The sequence below is a fragment of the Streptomyces sp. NPDC054813 genome (assembly GCF_053611365.1).
The window spans coordinates 252,335-266,274 of the sequence record NZ_JBSHAF010000001.1 but is presented as its reverse complement, the minus strand read 5'-3'; the positions used below and the strand labels follow the sequence as shown (position 1 = coordinate 266,274).

At 71.7% G+C, this 13,940-nt stretch carries 14 protein-coding genes and 1 pseudogene; 7 read left to right on the top strand and 8 right to left on the bottom strand.

The genetic code is table 11. The features are described 5' to 3' along the window. Positions 1-2 precede the first annotated feature (2 nt). Genes ACWGJB_RS01120 through fae form a run of 4 tightly spaced genes read right to left on the bottom strand, consistent with a single transcriptional unit; the run spans position 3 to position 4,165 of the window. Complete coding sequence (locus ACWGJB_RS01120) at positions 3-932, bottom strand: NAD(P)-dependent oxidoreductase (protein WP_351703363.1); 930 nt, start codon at positions 930-932, stop codon at positions 3-5. Positions 933-975: 43 nt separating this feature from the next. Further along, a complete protein-coding gene (locus ACWGJB_RS01115; protein ID WP_453378192.1) occupies positions 976-2,496 on the bottom strand; it encodes an aldehyde dehydrogenase in 1,521 nt (506 codons plus the stop codon). Further along, a complete protein-coding gene (locus ACWGJB_RS01110; RefSeq protein WP_453378191.1) occupies positions 2,493-3,605 on the bottom strand; it encodes a mandelate racemase/muconate lactonizing enzyme family protein in 1,113 nt (370 codons plus the stop codon). The genes ACWGJB_RS01115 and ACWGJB_RS01110 overlap by 4 nt, the downstream gene beginning before the upstream one ends. After that, on the bottom strand, positions 3,602-4,165 hold the full coding sequence (gene fae / locus ACWGJB_RS01105; RefSeq protein WP_453378190.1) for a formaldehyde-activating enzyme: 564 nt from the start codon (positions 4,163-4,165) through the stop codon (positions 3,602-3,604). The genes ACWGJB_RS01110 and fae overlap by 4 nt, the downstream gene beginning before the upstream one ends. Before the next feature lie 221 nt (positions 4,166-4,386). Between fae and ACWGJB_RS01100 the strand changes: the two genes are divergently transcribed. From ACWGJB_RS01100 to ACWGJB_RS01090, 3 genes are all read left to right on the top strand, one after another. Then, positions 4,387-5,184, top strand: a complete 798-nt coding sequence (locus ACWGJB_RS01100) for an IclR family transcriptional regulator (protein WP_453378189.1) — start codon at positions 4,387-4,389, stop codon at positions 5,182-5,184. Between the two features lie 148 nt (positions 5,185-5,332). Then, positions 5,333-6,808 (top strand): NAD-dependent succinate-semialdehyde dehydrogenase, encoded by a 1,476-nt coding sequence (locus tag ACWGJB_RS01095; protein ID WP_453378188.1) that lies wholly within the window; start codon positions 5,333-5,335, stop codon positions 6,806-6,808. A gap of 57 nt (positions 6,809-6,865) precedes the next feature. Continuing rightward, the gene (locus tag ACWGJB_RS01090) at positions 6,866-8,230 is read left to right on the top strand and encodes an MFS transporter (RefSeq protein ID WP_453378187.1); all 1,365 of its coding nucleotides are present in this window, start codon (positions 6,866-6,868) and stop codon (positions 8,228-8,230) included. Between the two features lie 343 nt (positions 8,231-8,573). Here ACWGJB_RS01090 and ACWGJB_RS01085 read toward each other — a convergent pair. Further along, positions 8,574-9,809, bottom strand: a pseudogene (locus ACWGJB_RS01085) (glycoside hydrolase family 71/99-like protein); the annotation flags it as partial. Positions 9,810-10,083: 274 nt separating this feature from the next. On the opposite strand from ACWGJB_RS01085, the gene ACWGJB_RS01080 reads away from it, so the two are divergent. Continuing rightward, complete coding sequence (locus ACWGJB_RS01080; protein WP_453378186.1) at positions 10,084-10,704, top strand: hypothetical protein; 621 nt, start codon at positions 10,084-10,086, stop codon at positions 10,702-10,704. Between the two features lie 14 nt (positions 10,705-10,718). Here ACWGJB_RS01080 and ACWGJB_RS01075 read toward each other — a convergent pair whose 3' ends face one another. Beyond that, positions 10,719-10,910: a hypothetical protein gene (locus tag ACWGJB_RS01075; RefSeq protein WP_453378185.1), complete on the bottom strand. Its 192-nt coding sequence runs from the start codon at positions 10,908-10,910 to the stop codon at positions 10,719-10,721. Between the two features lie 103 nt (positions 10,911-11,013). On the opposite strand from ACWGJB_RS01075, the gene ACWGJB_RS01070 reads away from it, so the two are divergent. Then, positions 11,014-11,352, top strand: coding sequence for a DUF2218 domain-containing protein (locus ACWGJB_RS01070; RefSeq protein ID WP_453378184.1), 339 nt, complete (start codon positions 11,014-11,016; stop codon positions 11,350-11,352). 1 nt (position 11,353) lies between these two features. On the opposite strand, the gene ACWGJB_RS01065 is transcribed toward ACWGJB_RS01070, so the two are convergent. Both ACWGJB_RS01065 and ACWGJB_RS01060 read right to left on the bottom strand, forming a co-directional pair. After that, positions 11,354-12,163, bottom strand: a complete 810-nt coding sequence (locus ACWGJB_RS01065) for a hypothetical protein (RefSeq protein WP_453378183.1) — start codon at positions 12,161-12,163, stop codon at positions 11,354-11,356. 142 nt (positions 12,164-12,305) lie between these two features. Continuing rightward, complete coding sequence (locus ACWGJB_RS01060; protein WP_453378182.1) at positions 12,306-12,563, bottom strand: hypothetical protein; 258 nt, start codon at positions 12,561-12,563, stop codon at positions 12,306-12,308. Positions 12,564-12,722: 159 nt separating this feature from the next. Between ACWGJB_RS01060 and ACWGJB_RS01055 the strand changes: the two genes are divergently transcribed. Both ACWGJB_RS01055 and ACWGJB_RS01050 read left to right on the top strand, forming a co-directional pair. Next, a complete protein-coding gene (locus ACWGJB_RS01055) occupies positions 12,723-12,854 on the top strand; it encodes a putative leader peptide (RefSeq protein WP_360479219.1) in 132 nt (43 codons plus the stop codon). A 199-nt stretch (positions 12,855-13,053) separates the two neighbouring features. After that, on the top strand, positions 13,054-13,926 hold the full coding sequence (locus tag ACWGJB_RS01050) for a glutathione S-transferase C-terminal domain-containing protein (RefSeq protein ID WP_453378181.1): 873 nt from the start codon (positions 13,054-13,056) through the stop codon (positions 13,924-13,926). Positions 13,927-13,940: the final 14 nt, after the last annotated feature.

Genomic DNA, 13,940 nt, shown 5'->3' with positions numbered 1-13,940 from the left:
GCTCAGGCGGGGGTGCTCAGCAGGGCCTCCTCCGGGTGCGGGAGGCGGAACTCCCGTCCGGCCAGGGCCTCGTAGAGACGCACCGGGCTCATCTCCCCGGCCAGGTCGCCGTGCTGGGCCTTGGAACGGCGGTAGATCTGCTCCACCAGCGCGGACAGCTCCGTGGCGACGCCCAGGTCGCGGCCGAGGTCCACCGCCAGCCCGAGGTCCTTGCAGGCGAGGACCATGGCGAACGAGTCGTCGTAGTCGCCGTCGACCAGCACGGACAGCAGGTCCCTCTCCAGGAAGTGCGAGGCGGCCGGGCTGGCCAGCAGCGAACTGCGCAGCACCCCCAGGTCCACCCCCGCCTTCGTGCCCATCGCCAGCACCTCGGAAGTGGCCACCAGGTGGCTGAACCACAGCAGGTTGATCATCAGCTTGACCGTGTAGCCGGCGCCGAGCGGGCCCACGTGCAGCACCTTGTCGGGGTCGCCCAGGGTCTCGAAGACGGGCAGGCACATCCGGAAGTCGTCCGCCGCCCCGCCGACGAATATCTGCAGCCGTCCGGCCTCGGCGCCGTGCGCCATGCCGCTCACCGGGGCGTCCAGGCGGCGCACCCCGCGCCGGTCCAGGACGTCGGCGGCGATCCGGTCCGCGACGGCCGGGGTGGAGGTCGACATGTCGATCCACAGCGCGCCCTCGGGCAGTGCCTCGGCGGCTCCGCCGCGCAGCAGCACCTCTTCGACGACGCGCGGGTTCGGCAGCATGGTGATCAGCAGTTCGGCGTCGGCCACGCACTGCGCCGGGGTGTCGGCCCAGCGGGCGCCGAGCGCCAGATGCTCGACGGCGGCCTCGGGCCGGGTGTCGTACACGGTGACCAGGTGTCCCGCGTGGATCAGGTGGCGGGCCATGTGGCGTCCCATGTTGCCCAGGCCGATGAAACCGATCCTCATCGTTGTCCTCGCTCGATGCAGGTGAAGTGGGGAAGGGGCCCGTTCAGGCCAGGTTGATCCAGGTGGTCTTCAGTGCCGTGTAGGCATCCAGTGCGTGCAGGGACTTGTCGCGGCCCGCGCCGGTGGCCTTGAAGCCGCCGAAGGGGGTGATGACGTCACTGGCGTCGAAGGTGTTGATCCAGACCGTGCCGGCCCGCAGCCGCTTCGCGGTGCGGTGGGCGACCGTCACGTCCCGGGTCCAGACGGAGGCGACGAGCCCGAAGTCGCTCTCGTTCGCCAGCCGCACGCCCTCGTCCACCTCACCGTCGTAGGACACGACGGCCAGCACCGGGCCGAAGATCTCCTCCTGGCCCACGACGGACGTGTTCACCACGCCGTCGAGCACGGTCGGTTCGACGAAGGTGCCGCCGCTGTCGGTGAGCGTACGCTCACCGCCCAGCAGGACCCGGGCCCCGTCCGCCTTCCCGCGCTCGATGTAGCCCAGGATCTTGGTCAGTTGGCCCTCGTCCACGATGGGCCCCATGACGGTGGCCGGGTCGAGCGGGTCGCCGAGGCGGAAGGTCTCGGCGGTGATCCGCCGTACGGCGTCCAGGAGCCGGTCCTTGACCGAGGCGTGCACGACGACCCGGGAGCCCGCGTTGCAGGTCTGCCCCGCGTTGTAGAAGATGCCCCAGGCCACGGCCGACGCCGCGGCCTCGATGTCGGCGTCGGCCAGCACGAGTTGGGGCGACTTGCCACCCGCCTCCACGGCGACCTGCTTGCCGTTGGACTCGCCCGCGTACACCTGGAAGAGCCGGGCCACCTCGGCCGAGCCGGTGAAGGCGATCTTGTCGACCTCGGGGTGCCGGCCGAGGGCCTGACCGGCGACCTCGCCCCGGCCCGGGACCACGTTGAACACGCCGTCGGGCAGCCCCGCCTCGGTGGCCAGCGCCGCCAGCCGGAGGGCGGCGAGCGAGGTCTGCTCGGCGGGCTTCAGGACCACGCTGTTGCCGGTGGCGAGCGCCGGGCCCAGCTTCCAACCGGCGATCAGCAGCGCGTAGTTCCACGGCACGACCGCGCCGACGACACCCAGTGGCTCGCGGGTGATCAGCGCGAGTGCGTCACCGGGGGTCGGGGCCACCTCGTCGTACGTCTTGTCGATCGTCTCGGCGTACCAGGCGATGGTCTCCGCCGTCTTGGCCACGTCGATCCGCACCGACTCGGTGATGGGCTTGCCCATCTCCAGGGTGTCGAGGAGTGCCAGTTCCTCGGCGTTCGCCAGGATCAGCTCGGCCCAGCGCAGCAGGATCCGCTTGCGCTCCTTCGGCGCGAGGTCACGCCAGCGGCCGTCCTCGAAGGCGGCCCGTGCGGACCGTACCGCCCGGTCGACGTCCTCGGCCCCGGCCGCCTGCACCCGGGTCAGCACCGCGCCGTCGCGTGGCGAGATGCTCGTGAACGAGTCCCCGGAAATGGCGTCGGTGAAGGCGCCGTCGATGAACAGGCCTGCGTCGAAGGTGAGTTTGCCCGCCGCGGCCAGCCAGTCGTCGTACGACCGCGTCAGCAACTCGTCGATCGTGTACGTCACTTGATCCTCCAGCGGTCGATCGCTTCCTCGTCCAGCTCGATGCCGAGGCCGGGCAGGTCCGGGATCTCCAGGTCGCCCTCGGCGTTCACCCGGACCGGCTCGGCGAGCATGAAGTCACGGCGTTCGGGGGTCCAGCCGGGCGGGTCGTAGGGGAACTCGAAGAACGGGCCGCCGCCGACGCCCGCCGCCACGTGGAGGTTGGCGAGCACGCCGATGCCGTTGGTCCAGCTGTGCGGCGTGAACTGACGGTGTTTCAGGTGGGCCAACTCGGCCAGGGTGCGGGCGCGGTGCATGCCGATCGCCAGCACCACGTCCATCTGGTAGACATCGAGGGCGTCCTCTTCGAGGTAGCGCAGCAGCTCGGTGGGGGAGTGGTGCATCTCGCCGGCGGCGATGCGCACCCCCGGGTTCTCGGCGCGCAGTTGCCTGAAGCCGTTCAGGTCGGCGTACGGCAGCGGCTCCTCGACCCAGAAGACGTCGAGTTCGGCGAGCCGGGCGACGGTCTTGCGGGTCCTGGCGAGGTCGGAGGCGTTCGCGGTGTCGCCGGCCATCCGCCAGGACTGGTTGAGGTCCACCATGATCTCGAAGCCGGCGCCGAGTTCCTCGCGCACCGCACGGACCGCCGCGATGCCCTCGTCGACCCGGTTGCGGTCGATGCGGATCTTCATGGCGCGGAAACCCGCCGCGCGTACCTTCAGGGCGGTCTCCACGCGCTCCGCCGGGGACTTCAGCTCACCGGAGGAGGCGTAGGCGGGCAGCTTCTTCGCCGCGTTGCCGAACAGCTCCGACACCGGGCGGCCGTGCACCTTGCCGATGACGTCCCACAGCGCGGCCTCCAGGGGCCAGTAGTGGGCGCCGTGGAAGTTGGCGGTCTCGATCGCCCGGACGTGCCGGGTGATGTCGAGCGGGTCCTCGCCGACGAACAGGTGCTTGTACGTCTCGAAGCCGTCCATCAGGTCGCCGGAGCCGATGCCGGTGATCCCCTCGTCGGTGTGGACGCGGACGATCGTGGCGTCGAAGGCGCGGCGCGGCTCGGGGTCCCAGGCGGCGCGGAACGGCGGGTCCAGCTCCAGCCGCAGCCGGTCCAGGGTGATGTCGGTGATCTTCATCGGGCGAGCACCTCGGGGGTCGGGGTGTAGAACGGGTTGGCCGGGCCCTCCTTGGCGGCCGCCAGCACGTCGGAGACGGTCGGGGTGCCGGTCACGGCCGCCCGGACCGCGCCGTACGCGGCGGCGCGCTGGTTGCGGAAGGAGACGTCCAGGTCGTCGACGGCCGGATTGACCCACACCGCGGCGATGATCAGCAGCTCGTCGGCCTCCCCGGCGGGGATCAGCCCCTCTTCGACCGCGTCCGCGACCCCCTGCGCGAGCCCGGCCTGCGCGGATCCCCAGGTGGCACGCTCGTGCAGTTCGCCCGCGGCGGCGGCCTTGGTCACGAACAGCGTCAGCGGCTTCACCGGCACCGACGGCCGTACCACCGTCAGGAACGGGACGTGCCCGGCGCTCGGGGTCGCCAGCGCCGTCGACCACGCGGTCTCGACCGGGCCGCCCTTGCGTCCGATCACGATGTTCGTGTGCGCGGCATTGGCGCCGGCACCGACGAAGGACTCGCCGATGAGCGCGGTCGGGGCGAAGCCGGGCGGGCTGGCGGGGGAAACCGGCGTGGGCATCGGATCTCTCCTGGACCTGGGAAGCGTGATTCGACGGGCGCGGAAGGACGAACCCCGCAAGGGATGAACCTCGCATTCGGTGCAGTTCATTCGGCCCGATGCGGCGAATCTAGGTCCGCCACCACCCCCTCGCAAGGCGGTCGGGGGAATCGAAACGCCGGTTGCTCTCCTGACAACTTCAGGGCTGACCTGGGGTTCCGCTGGTCGGATGCGCGCATACGATGGCCCCCGTGACCGACTCCTCCGCGGCCTCCCGCGGCCACGGCCTGCGCCGTGACATCGACCTCCTGGAGGCCCTCGCCTCCGACGAGGCCCAGAACGCCGGCGGCCTCGGCGTCGTCCGCCTCGCCCAGCTGGTCGGCCGGGAGAAGACCCAGATCTCCCGGGCCCTGAAGGCGCTGGCCGCCGAGGGCATCGTCGAGCGCGACCCCGACACCCTGGAGTACCGGCTCGGCTGGCGGCTCTTCTCCCTGGTCGCCCGTACCTCCGAGAGCCGCCTGGTGCGGGTGGCCGAGCCGGTCATGCACGCCCTGTCGGCGGACCTGGAGGAGACCAGCCACCTGTGCGTGCTCAGCGACCGTGACGTCCTCACCCTGCTCTCCGTCTCCGGGCACTCCTTCCGCGTGCACGGCTGGGAGGGGCGCGGCGTGCCCGCCTGGCGGCTGTCGGCGGGCCGCGTGCTGCTCGCCGACGCCACCCCCGACGAGCTCTACGTCCGCTTCGGCACCAGCGGGGAGATGCCGGTGCAGGAGCTGTGGTCACTGATCCAGGACGCCCGACGGCAGGGCTACGCGCGGGTCAGCGAGGAGTTCGAGGAGGCGCTGGTCGGGGTGTCGGCGCCGGTCCGGGACTTCCGGGGCCGGGTCGTCGCCGCCATCAACATCTCCGCCCCGAAGTCCCGGCTGGGCGAACGGCTGGACGAGGCCGGGCGCACCACGGCGCGGGCGGCGGCACGGGTGTCGTCGCTGCTGGGCTGGGAGCCCCGGCGCACCCCGCCACAGCGGGCCCGGCTCACCTGACCGCCGTACTCCCGCCCAAGATCGGCGAGTTGCCCTCAGAGCAACCCCCGTTGCGATCCGCCGAGGGTGCCTTGTCGGCCCCATGACGCGCTCGTAAATTCACCGCGCATCGGACGAGCCCCGTCCGGAACGGAGAAAAGAGCAGCTCATGAACCTCGCCGGCATCGACCTCCTGGCCAAGGCGCCGCTCGCGGAAGGCGATGTGTTCCTCGGCGGCCGCTGGCTCCCGGCCGCCGACGGACGGACCTACCCCGTGTACGACCCGGCCACCGGCGAGCTGATCAGGGAGGTCTCCGCGGCGGGGCCCCAGGACGCCCGTGCGGCGGTCGAGGCGGCGCAGACGGCCGCGGCCGGGTGGCGGGCGACCCCGCCCCGGCGCCGTTCGGAGATCCTGCACACCGCCTTCGCACTGATGCGTGAGCACACCGACACCCTGGCCCGGCTCATCGTGCTGGAGAACGGCAAGGCCTACCGGGACGCGGCGGCCGAAGTCGGCTACGCCGCCGAGTTCTTCCGCTGGTTCGCCGAGGAGGCGGTCCGGGTCGGCTCCTCCTTCGGGGACGCCCCGGCCGGCGGCTACCGGCACGTCGTACGCAAACACCCCGTCGGCGTCACCGCGTTCGTGACCCCCTGGAACTTCCCGGCCGCCATGGCCACCCGGAAGATCGCCCCGGCGCTCGCGGCCGGCTGCCCGGTGCTGCTGAAGCCCGCGCCGCAGACCCCGCTCACCGCCCTCGCGATCGCCGCGCTGCTGACCGAGGCCGGCCTGCCCGAAGGCCTGTTGAACGTGCTGCCCACCGACCGGGCCCCCGAGGTGGTCTCGGCCTGGCTCGGCGACGAACGGGTCCGCAAGTTCTCCTTCACCGGTTCCACCGCCACCGGCAGGCTGCTCCTGGCACAGGCCGCCGCGAACGTCGTCAACGTGACCATGGAACTGGGCGGCAACGCCCCCTTCGTGGTCTGCGCGGACGCCGACGTCGACGCCGCCGTGCTCGGCGCGATGGACGCCAAGATGCGCGGCGGCGGCGAGGTCTGCATCGCCGCCAACCGGTTCTACGTGCACGCCGACGTCGCGGCGGAGTTCACCGAGAAGTTCGGCGCCGCCATGGCCGCCGTACGCACCGGGCCCGGCCTGGCCGACGGGGTCACCCTCGGCCCGATGATCGACCAGGCGGCCGTGGCCAAGATCCGTGACCTGGTCGCCGACGCCCTGGCGCGCGGCGCGCGGATCGCCGCGCAGGGCGAAGTTCCGGGCGGACCCGGCCACTTCCACCCCGCGACCGTCCTCGTCGACGTCCCCGACGACGCCCGCGTCCTGCAAGAGGAGGTGTTCGGGCCCGTCGCGCCGATCTCCACCTTCACCGACGAGGACGAGATGCTGGCTCGCGCCAACGCCACCGTCCACGGCCTGGCCTCCTACGTCTACTCCCGTGACGTCGGCCGGGCGCTGCGCATCGCCGAGCGCCTGGAGGCCGGCATGGTCGGCGTCAACCGCGGTCTGCTGTCCGACCCGGCCGCGCCCTTCGGCGGCGTCAAGCAGTCCGGCCTCGGCCGGGAGGGCGGCCGGGAGGGCATCGAGGCCTTCCTGGAGACGCAGTACATCGCCCTCGACTGGCCCCTCTGATCTCTTCGACCGCTGCCCGTCCCCGCCCGCTCACCCGCTCACCCCCGAGGACCGCACATGGCAATGACGCCTGCGACCCAGCAACCGCCCGGCACCCCGCAAGCCCCCGACCACACGCGCGAACGCCGCCGTCTGCACACGAAGTTGAAGCTCGCCACCCAGATAGGCGAGGGCATCGACGGCTACATCATCGGCGGCATCGGCATGGCCATGACCGCCCTCACCGCCGACCTGCACCTCTCCACCCTCATGGAAGGCCTGGTCGGCGCCTCCCCGCTGATCGGCATCTTCGTCGGCGGCCCCCTCTTCGGCCGGCTCGCCGACCGCTTCGGACGCCGCCCGGTGTTCCTCGCCGACATGGTGATCTTCCTGGTCGGCTCGGTGCTCCAGTTCTTCGTCACCGACGGGCTCCAGCTCTTCCTGATCCGGCTGCTGATGGGCGTGGCGATCGGCGGTGAGTACGCCATCGGTGCCCCGCTGCTCTCCGAGTACGCCCCCAAACAGGGCCGGGGCAGGCTGCTGGCCAGCCTGGAGATCAGCTGGTACGTCGGCTACGCGCTGGCCACGGTGGTCGGCGCCCTGTTCGCGCACGTCGACGGCGGCTGGCGCTGGTCCCTGGCCAGCAGCGCGGTCCTGGCGGTGATCTGCGTGTCGCTGCGGGGCGGCATCCCCGAGTCGGCCCGCTGGCTGCTGAGCAAGGGCCGCCGAGAGGAGGCCGAGGCGCTCATCGAGCGGTACGGCATCGAGATCGACGTCGACGCCGAACTCGACGAGCGGAGCGCGAGCGGACAGGCCGGGTTCTGGGCGCTGTTCAGCAAGGAGCACCTCCGCAGCACGGTGTTCGCGAGCGTCTTCTGGGCGGCGCTGGTGCTGCCGTACTTCGCCATCGGAACCTTCTGGACGCAGGTCTTCGACGCCCTCCACATGGGTGACAACGCGGTCGCGGCGCTGCTCGTCTACTCGTTCACCGCGGTCGCCGGTGTCACCGCCGGCTGTCTGGTCGTGGACCGCATCGGCCGCCGCAGGCTGCTGATCCCGCCGTTCTGGATCACCGCCGGCTGTCTGGCGCTGGTCGCGGTGTGGCCGCACTCGACGCCCGTCATCGTGGCCGGTTTCCTCTTCTTCATCTTCCTCAACGCGGCCTCCAGCGCGCTCACCGCGGTCTATCCGCTCGAGGTGTTCCCGACCTCGCTGCGCGCCACGGGCGTGGGCTTCGCCACCGCGATGAGCAGGGTCGGCGCGGCCGTCGGCACCTTCCTGCTGCCGATGGGCCTGGACCGCTTCGGCGTGGAGTTCGTGCTGCTCATCGGCGCGGGGGTGCTCGCGGTCGGCGGGCTGGTCTCCCAGTTCCTCGCCCCGGAGACCACCGACCTCGACCTCGCGAAGGCGGCCCGCACCGCACGCGGCCCCGTGAACGGCTGACACCTCCCGACGCCACGGAGGTCCCGCGGGCGGCGAGCACCCGCGGGACCTCTCCGCTGTCTCAGACCGTCGCCAGGTCGAACTGCTCCCAGGTCCCGATCGCCGTCCGGTCGGCGATCAGCGCGTCGGCGCCGCCGTTCTCGGCCGTCACGTACCTGCCGTTGGCGGCGGCCAGCAGACTCACCGTGCCGTTGGAGTTCTGCACCAGCTGGAAGGTCTCGTAGCTGCCGATGGCGGTGCGATTGGCGATCAGCGCGGCGGCGCCTGCGTTCTCCGCCGTCACGAACTTGCCGTTGGCGCGCGCCTTCAGGGTGACCGTGGCGGTGGCCGGGGTGCCGGCCGAGGCGCCGTTGACGTAGGGCTGGGTGGGGCGGGTGGCGGTCAGGGCCAGGTCGCCCTTGAGCATGCGGCCGCCGTCGCCGGTCAGGCGCAGGTAGTAGTCGGCGGAGCAGGCGGTGCCGTCCTCGTCGAGGGCGAGCAGCCCCGAGTCGGTCGGCACCCAGGCCTGCGACTCGGCGGTCTTGGCGATCTGGTTGCCCTCGTTGTACTCGTCGTACATCGAGATGTAGATGCCCTGCACCCCGGCCCGCACCATGTTGTAGAGCTGCCGCCACATGAAGTCGCCGTGTGCGCGCTGGCGTTCGGCGACATCGCCGGGCAGCACGCACGGCTGGTAGTCGATGCCGTGGGCGGCGCAGTCGGCGAGGTCCGGCACGGTCGCGTTGGTGTAGAAGTTGTCCGCGTCGGACGAGTTGCCGATCCGACCGACCATCCAGGGCGAGATCATGTTGAGCGCGTGGTAGACGTCGGAGAAGCCCGAACGGGAGTCGCCGGTACCGGTCCGCCACCAGGTCGGCACCCCGCCGATCACATAACAGCCCTGGTTCTTGAACCAGTTGATGACGTCCAGACAGGCGTCCGCGCTGAACGCGTGCTTGTCGTCGTTGAACCCGAAGCCCCAGATGCACACCACCGGCTTGCCGTTCTGCAGCGCGTACGCCGAACTCGCCGTGTGTGCCGACATCTTGTTCGTCCAGTCGGTCTTGATCTCCGACTGCATGTTCGTCCAGCCACTGACGTCGTACATGACGTAGAACTTCCGGCCGTACGCCTCGGCGGCGCCGCGCACCTTCCGCGCCATGTCGTCCCGCGTCGGACCCTCGCTGCCGTTCGGGTTGAACCGCTGGAGTGCGGCGGTGTCGATGCCGTACTGCTGCATCCACAGGAAGTGGGTGTCCACGGTCTGCTGGTCGTACGACGAGAACAGCCCCGGGGCGCGGCCGTTGCCGAAGTTCGCGAACGCCGTCGGATACGTCTTCGTGCAGTCGCGGATGTCCGGCCAGGCCTTGATGCCGTTGTTGGCCGGCGAGGGGGTCGAGGCGCTGTTGGGGGCCCAGTGCCACCAGGCGTTGATCGGCGCACCGTCGCCCTTGCAGGCGAACCAGCCCTGGTAGCCGACGGTGAACTTGCCGACGACGTCACCGGGTGCGCTCGCGGTGGTGGCAGCCGACGCGGTGCGGGTGACGGCGAACGTGCCGAGCGCGGCGGCCGTGGTGCCGCCGGCGGCCGCGCCGAGCACCTTGCGGCGCGTCCAGGGGAGGTGCGGTGGGACTTGGGCATGCGGGAACTCCGTAGCCGGGGGAGGTGGGGGGAATGCGGAACCGGGGAGGCCTAGCTCAAGGCGTGAGTTAAGGGGTGATGTCGGGGTGGGGTCAAGGCGAGTGTGCCGCATGCGTGTCATGTGCGGAATGGTCTAGTCCTGTTTTCAGGATGTCTTAAGACACGCGTGAGCGTCATTAAAGAAACGGCTCGCAGGCTCGGCGGCAGCTACCCCCTACGAAGGGAGCGCCACCATGGGCGCGTACGGCAGGAAATGGATCGTGGCCGCCGGGCTGACCGGTGCGCTGGTCGCCGTCACTCTGGGCGGCACATCCGCCTCGGCGGCCCCTGCGGCCGGTCCGGCCGACGGCGGTGCGACCGGCATCGTCGACTCCACGTCCTCATCGGGCTTCACCATGTCGACGGCGACCGGCGTCAAGGTGACCGTGGACGAGACCTCGGCCACGAAGACCGTCGGCGGGCCGGCCAAGGCCGTGCGGACCGGAGCGAGCGTGCTCGTCCTGGGCACGGTGGACAGCGCGGCCATCACGGCGGACCGGGTCGTCGTGCAGCGCCACGGCGACGGCGGAGCGGCAGCCGCCGAGGCGGCCGGAGTGATCCCCTTCAAGCAGGGAACCCCGTCGCCGGACAAGTCGGTCGGGCAGATCCCGGACTACACCGAGGGCGAAGGGACGATCATCAGCGGCAGGACCGCGGACAAGGCGGTCGAGGCCGCGCAGGCCGTCGTCCCCGGCGGCATCGACGACCGGGTCGTCCAACTGGCCGACGGCGAGTACGAGGTGCACAACATCAGCGTCAACTGGCCGCACCATGTGTTCGTCAGCAAGGACTTCAAGGTCGTCGGGTACGAGTAGGACGCGGGCCGCGGCTACGGCTTGTGGGTGAGTGCGCTGACGTCGAGTCCGTCGGCGGACTCGATCTGCCGGAGCGTGTGGAAGTACAGCACCGTGTCCTGGTACTGGGGCTGGTCCGTGTTGGGACCTCCCCCGACGGGCGTGCCGGGGGTGAGGGCGTTGCCCTTCTCGCGCGCAAGCGCCTTGACGGGGCGGGGGTGACGCAACAGGCATGCATAGCTTGCGGACTCCGGTACGGCGCCGCACCCCCCGCCCCGACGTAGCGTGAGCCCGTCACCGTATGTCCGCCCGCAGTACCGGGAGTCCCCGATGGCCCGCTCCGAAGCCCGCGTCACCACCGACCGCCCCGCCCGCTACGCCAAGCAGCTCGCCTCACACCTCGGCCGCCGCTCCCGGACCAGCTGGGACGAGGAGACCGGCACCGGCGGGATCGTCTTCCAGAACGGCACCGGCACCCTCACCGCCACCGACGGGGCCCTGCTGCTCACCGTGGAGACGGACCCCGAGAACCTCGACCTCCTGGAGGGCGTCGTCGGCCGCCATCTGGTCCGTTTCGGCACCCGCGACGAACTCCTCGTCGCATGGCACCGCGACAACGGCGAACCGGGCACCACCCAGACCAACTCCGAGGACCCGCAGCCGCACTGAGCTAGTCGAACTGGCTCGGCATCGGTGCCGGGGTCTTGCCGGACAGGACGTCCTTGAGACGCTGGGCGCCGGTCTGCACGGCCAGCGCGGTGCTGTCGTGGTCGACGCCGGACAGGCCGCCGTTGGTGACCGCCGCCCCGGAGGCGCCGATGCGCAGCACCGCCACGTCCGTGGTGTAGGTGGTGGGCTGGCCGTTGGCGTTGCCCTGGACGGTCACCGTCAGGGCCTCGCGCGCGTCGCCCGACTTCGGCACCTTCGCCGACACGACCTGTACGGTCCGCTGCCCGCCGTCCTTGCCGGTGGCCGTGAACTGGTTGCACTTGTCCGGCAGGGTGTTCAGCCAGGCCAGCGTGGCGTCCAGGTTCGCCGAGCCGTAGTCGCCGACCTGGTACAGCATCCGGGAGTCCTCCGAGGTGAACCCGCGCAGCCCGGAGGCGCCCGAGGCGCGGCCGAGGAGGCTGTCGGAGTACAGGCCGTCGAGGAGGCGCTGGCAGTCGGCGGCGTCGGACTTGGCGGTGAGGAAGCCGGCCACGTCGACCTTGCCGACCAGCATCGAGTTGCGCCAGGTCGCCGCGTCCTTGGCCAGCTGCCAGTTGTCCTCGATGTCGGCCGGTGTGATCAGCGCGGCCTGCGCGCCCGCCCCGGTGAGGGCGGGGGTCGCCGACGGGGACGCGGGCGAGTGCTCGCCGGCCGGCGAGACGGCCACGGCCTCGGGGCCGCCGCTCTCGTCCGTGCAGGCCGCCGTGGCGAGCAGGATCCCCACCGCCAGGGCCGAGACGAGAACACGCACGGATCGGGACGGACGGATCATCGCGACTGCCTCCTCGGAAACGCGGTACGTCACTCCGCGGGGGCAGCGATGCTGCGTCACTCCACGGGCAACGGCGGTACGTCCCTCCACGCCACCATCCGGCACGGTCGCCGACCACCCGCGCGTGCCATCCGGGTGAGCGTCATGTTCCGGGAACCGTGATCCGCACCCTCCGGCTGCCGCAGCGCGGGCACACCGCGTCGGTGAGCGGCGACCGCACGGCCCGGCCTGCCTCGTCGACGTACTCCTGGGTGCTCTGCAGGTCCGGGTCGGCGATCGGGTCGGTGAAGAACACCGCCTGGAAGGTGGCCTCCCAGACCTCGCCGCACCGCCCGCAGGCGAACACGAAGGTCTCGGGCACGGCGCCGGGCACGGGCCCGGGACCCGGGGGCTCGCTCATCGCATCCGGCTCCTGTCACTCGGCCTGCGCCTCCAGCGGACAGCCCCTGCCGCCCCGGGGCAAGCCGGGCCGGGTGTCCCAGGCGTGGACGCCCCCTTGACGGCACGCGGAGGCCGATCGACACTCCAGGTGGGAATCCTAGTGAAAAGGTAGGGAAAGATGGGTCGGCTGCGCACGGTCACCGGCAGACAGCGCCGAGGGAACCGCACGCCCTGCCCCGTCCCGCTGCTCACCTCCCGTCTGCACATCGATCTGCAGCGAGTGTGCAGCGCCATCAGCCGCACCGGCTGAGCACCCGCCGCCGGCCGTACCCGCCGCCCGGCCGTGACCGTTCGGGCGCCCGTAGCCGGCCGCACCCGCCGAACGCCCACCCGCCGAACGCCCGCCCACCGAGCGTCCGGCCATCGGGCGCCTGCCCACCGAGCGCCCGCCCACCGACGAACGCTTCCGCCGCGCGTACGTCCGCGCGCCCCTACCCCCGGGGAGACGCATGTCCATCACTCCGCTCGCCGCCCTCCCGTCCGTCCGTACCGGCCCCGCCTTCCGCGGTCGCATCGGCCGGGACGCCCGCAGCGGGCACTACGCCGTGCCGCGCCGCTACCGGCTCCACCTCGCCACCGCCTGTCCCGACGGCCTCCGCATCGCCGTCGGCCACAGCCTGCTGGCCCTCGACGACTGTTGTCCGGTCACCTTCCTGCCCGCCGTCCCGGACTGTCCCGACGGCAGCCACGCGGCGCTGCGACCGCTGTACGAGGCGAGCGCCCACCACTACTCGGGACCGGCCCTCGCGCCGGTGCTCAGCGACGACTGGTCCGGCCGGATCGTCAGCACCCACAGCCGGGACATCCTGCGCGACCTGGACCGCCACTTCGGCGACGGCGACGTCCGGCTGTACCCGTGCGGTGCCGAGGCCGAGATCGAGGAGGTCGAGCGGCTCTGCGCGAAGGACATCGAGCAGGCGGCACAGCACGCCGGCCGAGAGGGCGGCGACCCGGAGGCGCTGGAGACGCTCCTCGCCGCCCTGGACGAGCTGGAGTACCGGCTGACCGGGGCGGAGTTCCTGGTCGGCGGACAACTCACGGCCGCGGACGTCGAGTTGTGGGTGGCGCTCGTGCAACTCGACACCGTGCACCGCAACCACCTGGACGCCGCCGCCGTGCACGCCGTCGCCGGCCACCCGGTGCTGTGGGCGTACGCCCGCCGGCTGGCCGCCCACCCGGCCTTCGGCGCCCATCTGGACCTCGACGGCATCGCCCGCCGCCACCACGGCCGTTGCCAGGGCCTGGAAGCCGCCGGCGCGGCCGTCCAGATCCTGGACTGGGCGGGCCACGCGGCGGACGCTCCCGGCGCTCCGCGCAGGTGAGAGCGGCCCGAACC

Coding starts and splice junctions, on each gene's coding strand:
- ACWGJB_RS01120 (WP_351703363.1), bottom strand. CDS start 932: ATGAGGATCGGTTTCATCGGCCTGGGCAACATGGGACGCCACATGGCC.
- ACWGJB_RS01110 (WP_453378191.1), bottom strand. CDS start 3,605: ATGAAGATCACCGACATCACCCTGGACCGGCTGCGGCTGGAGCTGGAC.
- fae (WP_453378190.1), bottom strand. CDS start 4,165: ATGCCCACGCCGGTTTCCCCCGCCAGCCCGCCCGGCTTCGCCCCGACC.
- ACWGJB_RS01100 (WP_453378189.1), top strand. CDS start 4,387: ATGGCCCCCGTGACCGACTCCTCCGCGGCCTCCCGCGGCCACGGCCTG.
- ACWGJB_RS01095 (WP_453378188.1), top strand. CDS start 5,333: ATGAACCTCGCCGGCATCGACCTCCTGGCCAAGGCGCCGCTCGCGGAA.
- ACWGJB_RS01090 (WP_453378187.1), top strand. CDS start 6,866: ATGGCAATGACGCCTGCGACCCAGCAACCGCCCGGCACCCCGCAAGCC.
- ACWGJB_RS01080 (WP_453378186.1), top strand. CDS start 10,084: ATGGGCGCGTACGGCAGGAAATGGATCGTGGCCGCCGGGCTGACCGGT.
- ACWGJB_RS01070 (WP_453378184.1), top strand. CDS start 11,014: ATGGCCCGCTCCGAAGCCCGCGTCACCACCGACCGCCCCGCCCGCTAC.
- ACWGJB_RS01065 (WP_453378183.1), bottom strand. CDS start 12,163: ATGATCCGTCCGTCCCGATCCGTGCGTGTTCTCGTCTCGGCCCTGGCG.
- ACWGJB_RS01060 (WP_453378182.1), bottom strand. CDS start 12,563: ATGAGCGAGCCCCCGGGTCCCGGGCCCGTGCCCGGCGCCGTGCCCGAG.
- ACWGJB_RS01055 (WP_360479219.1), top strand. CDS start 12,723: ATGGGTCGGCTGCGCACGGTCACCGGCAGACAGCGCCGAGGGAACCGC.
- ACWGJB_RS01050 (WP_453378181.1), top strand. CDS start 13,054: ATGTCCATCACTCCGCTCGCCGCCCTCCCGTCCGTCCGTACCGGCCCC.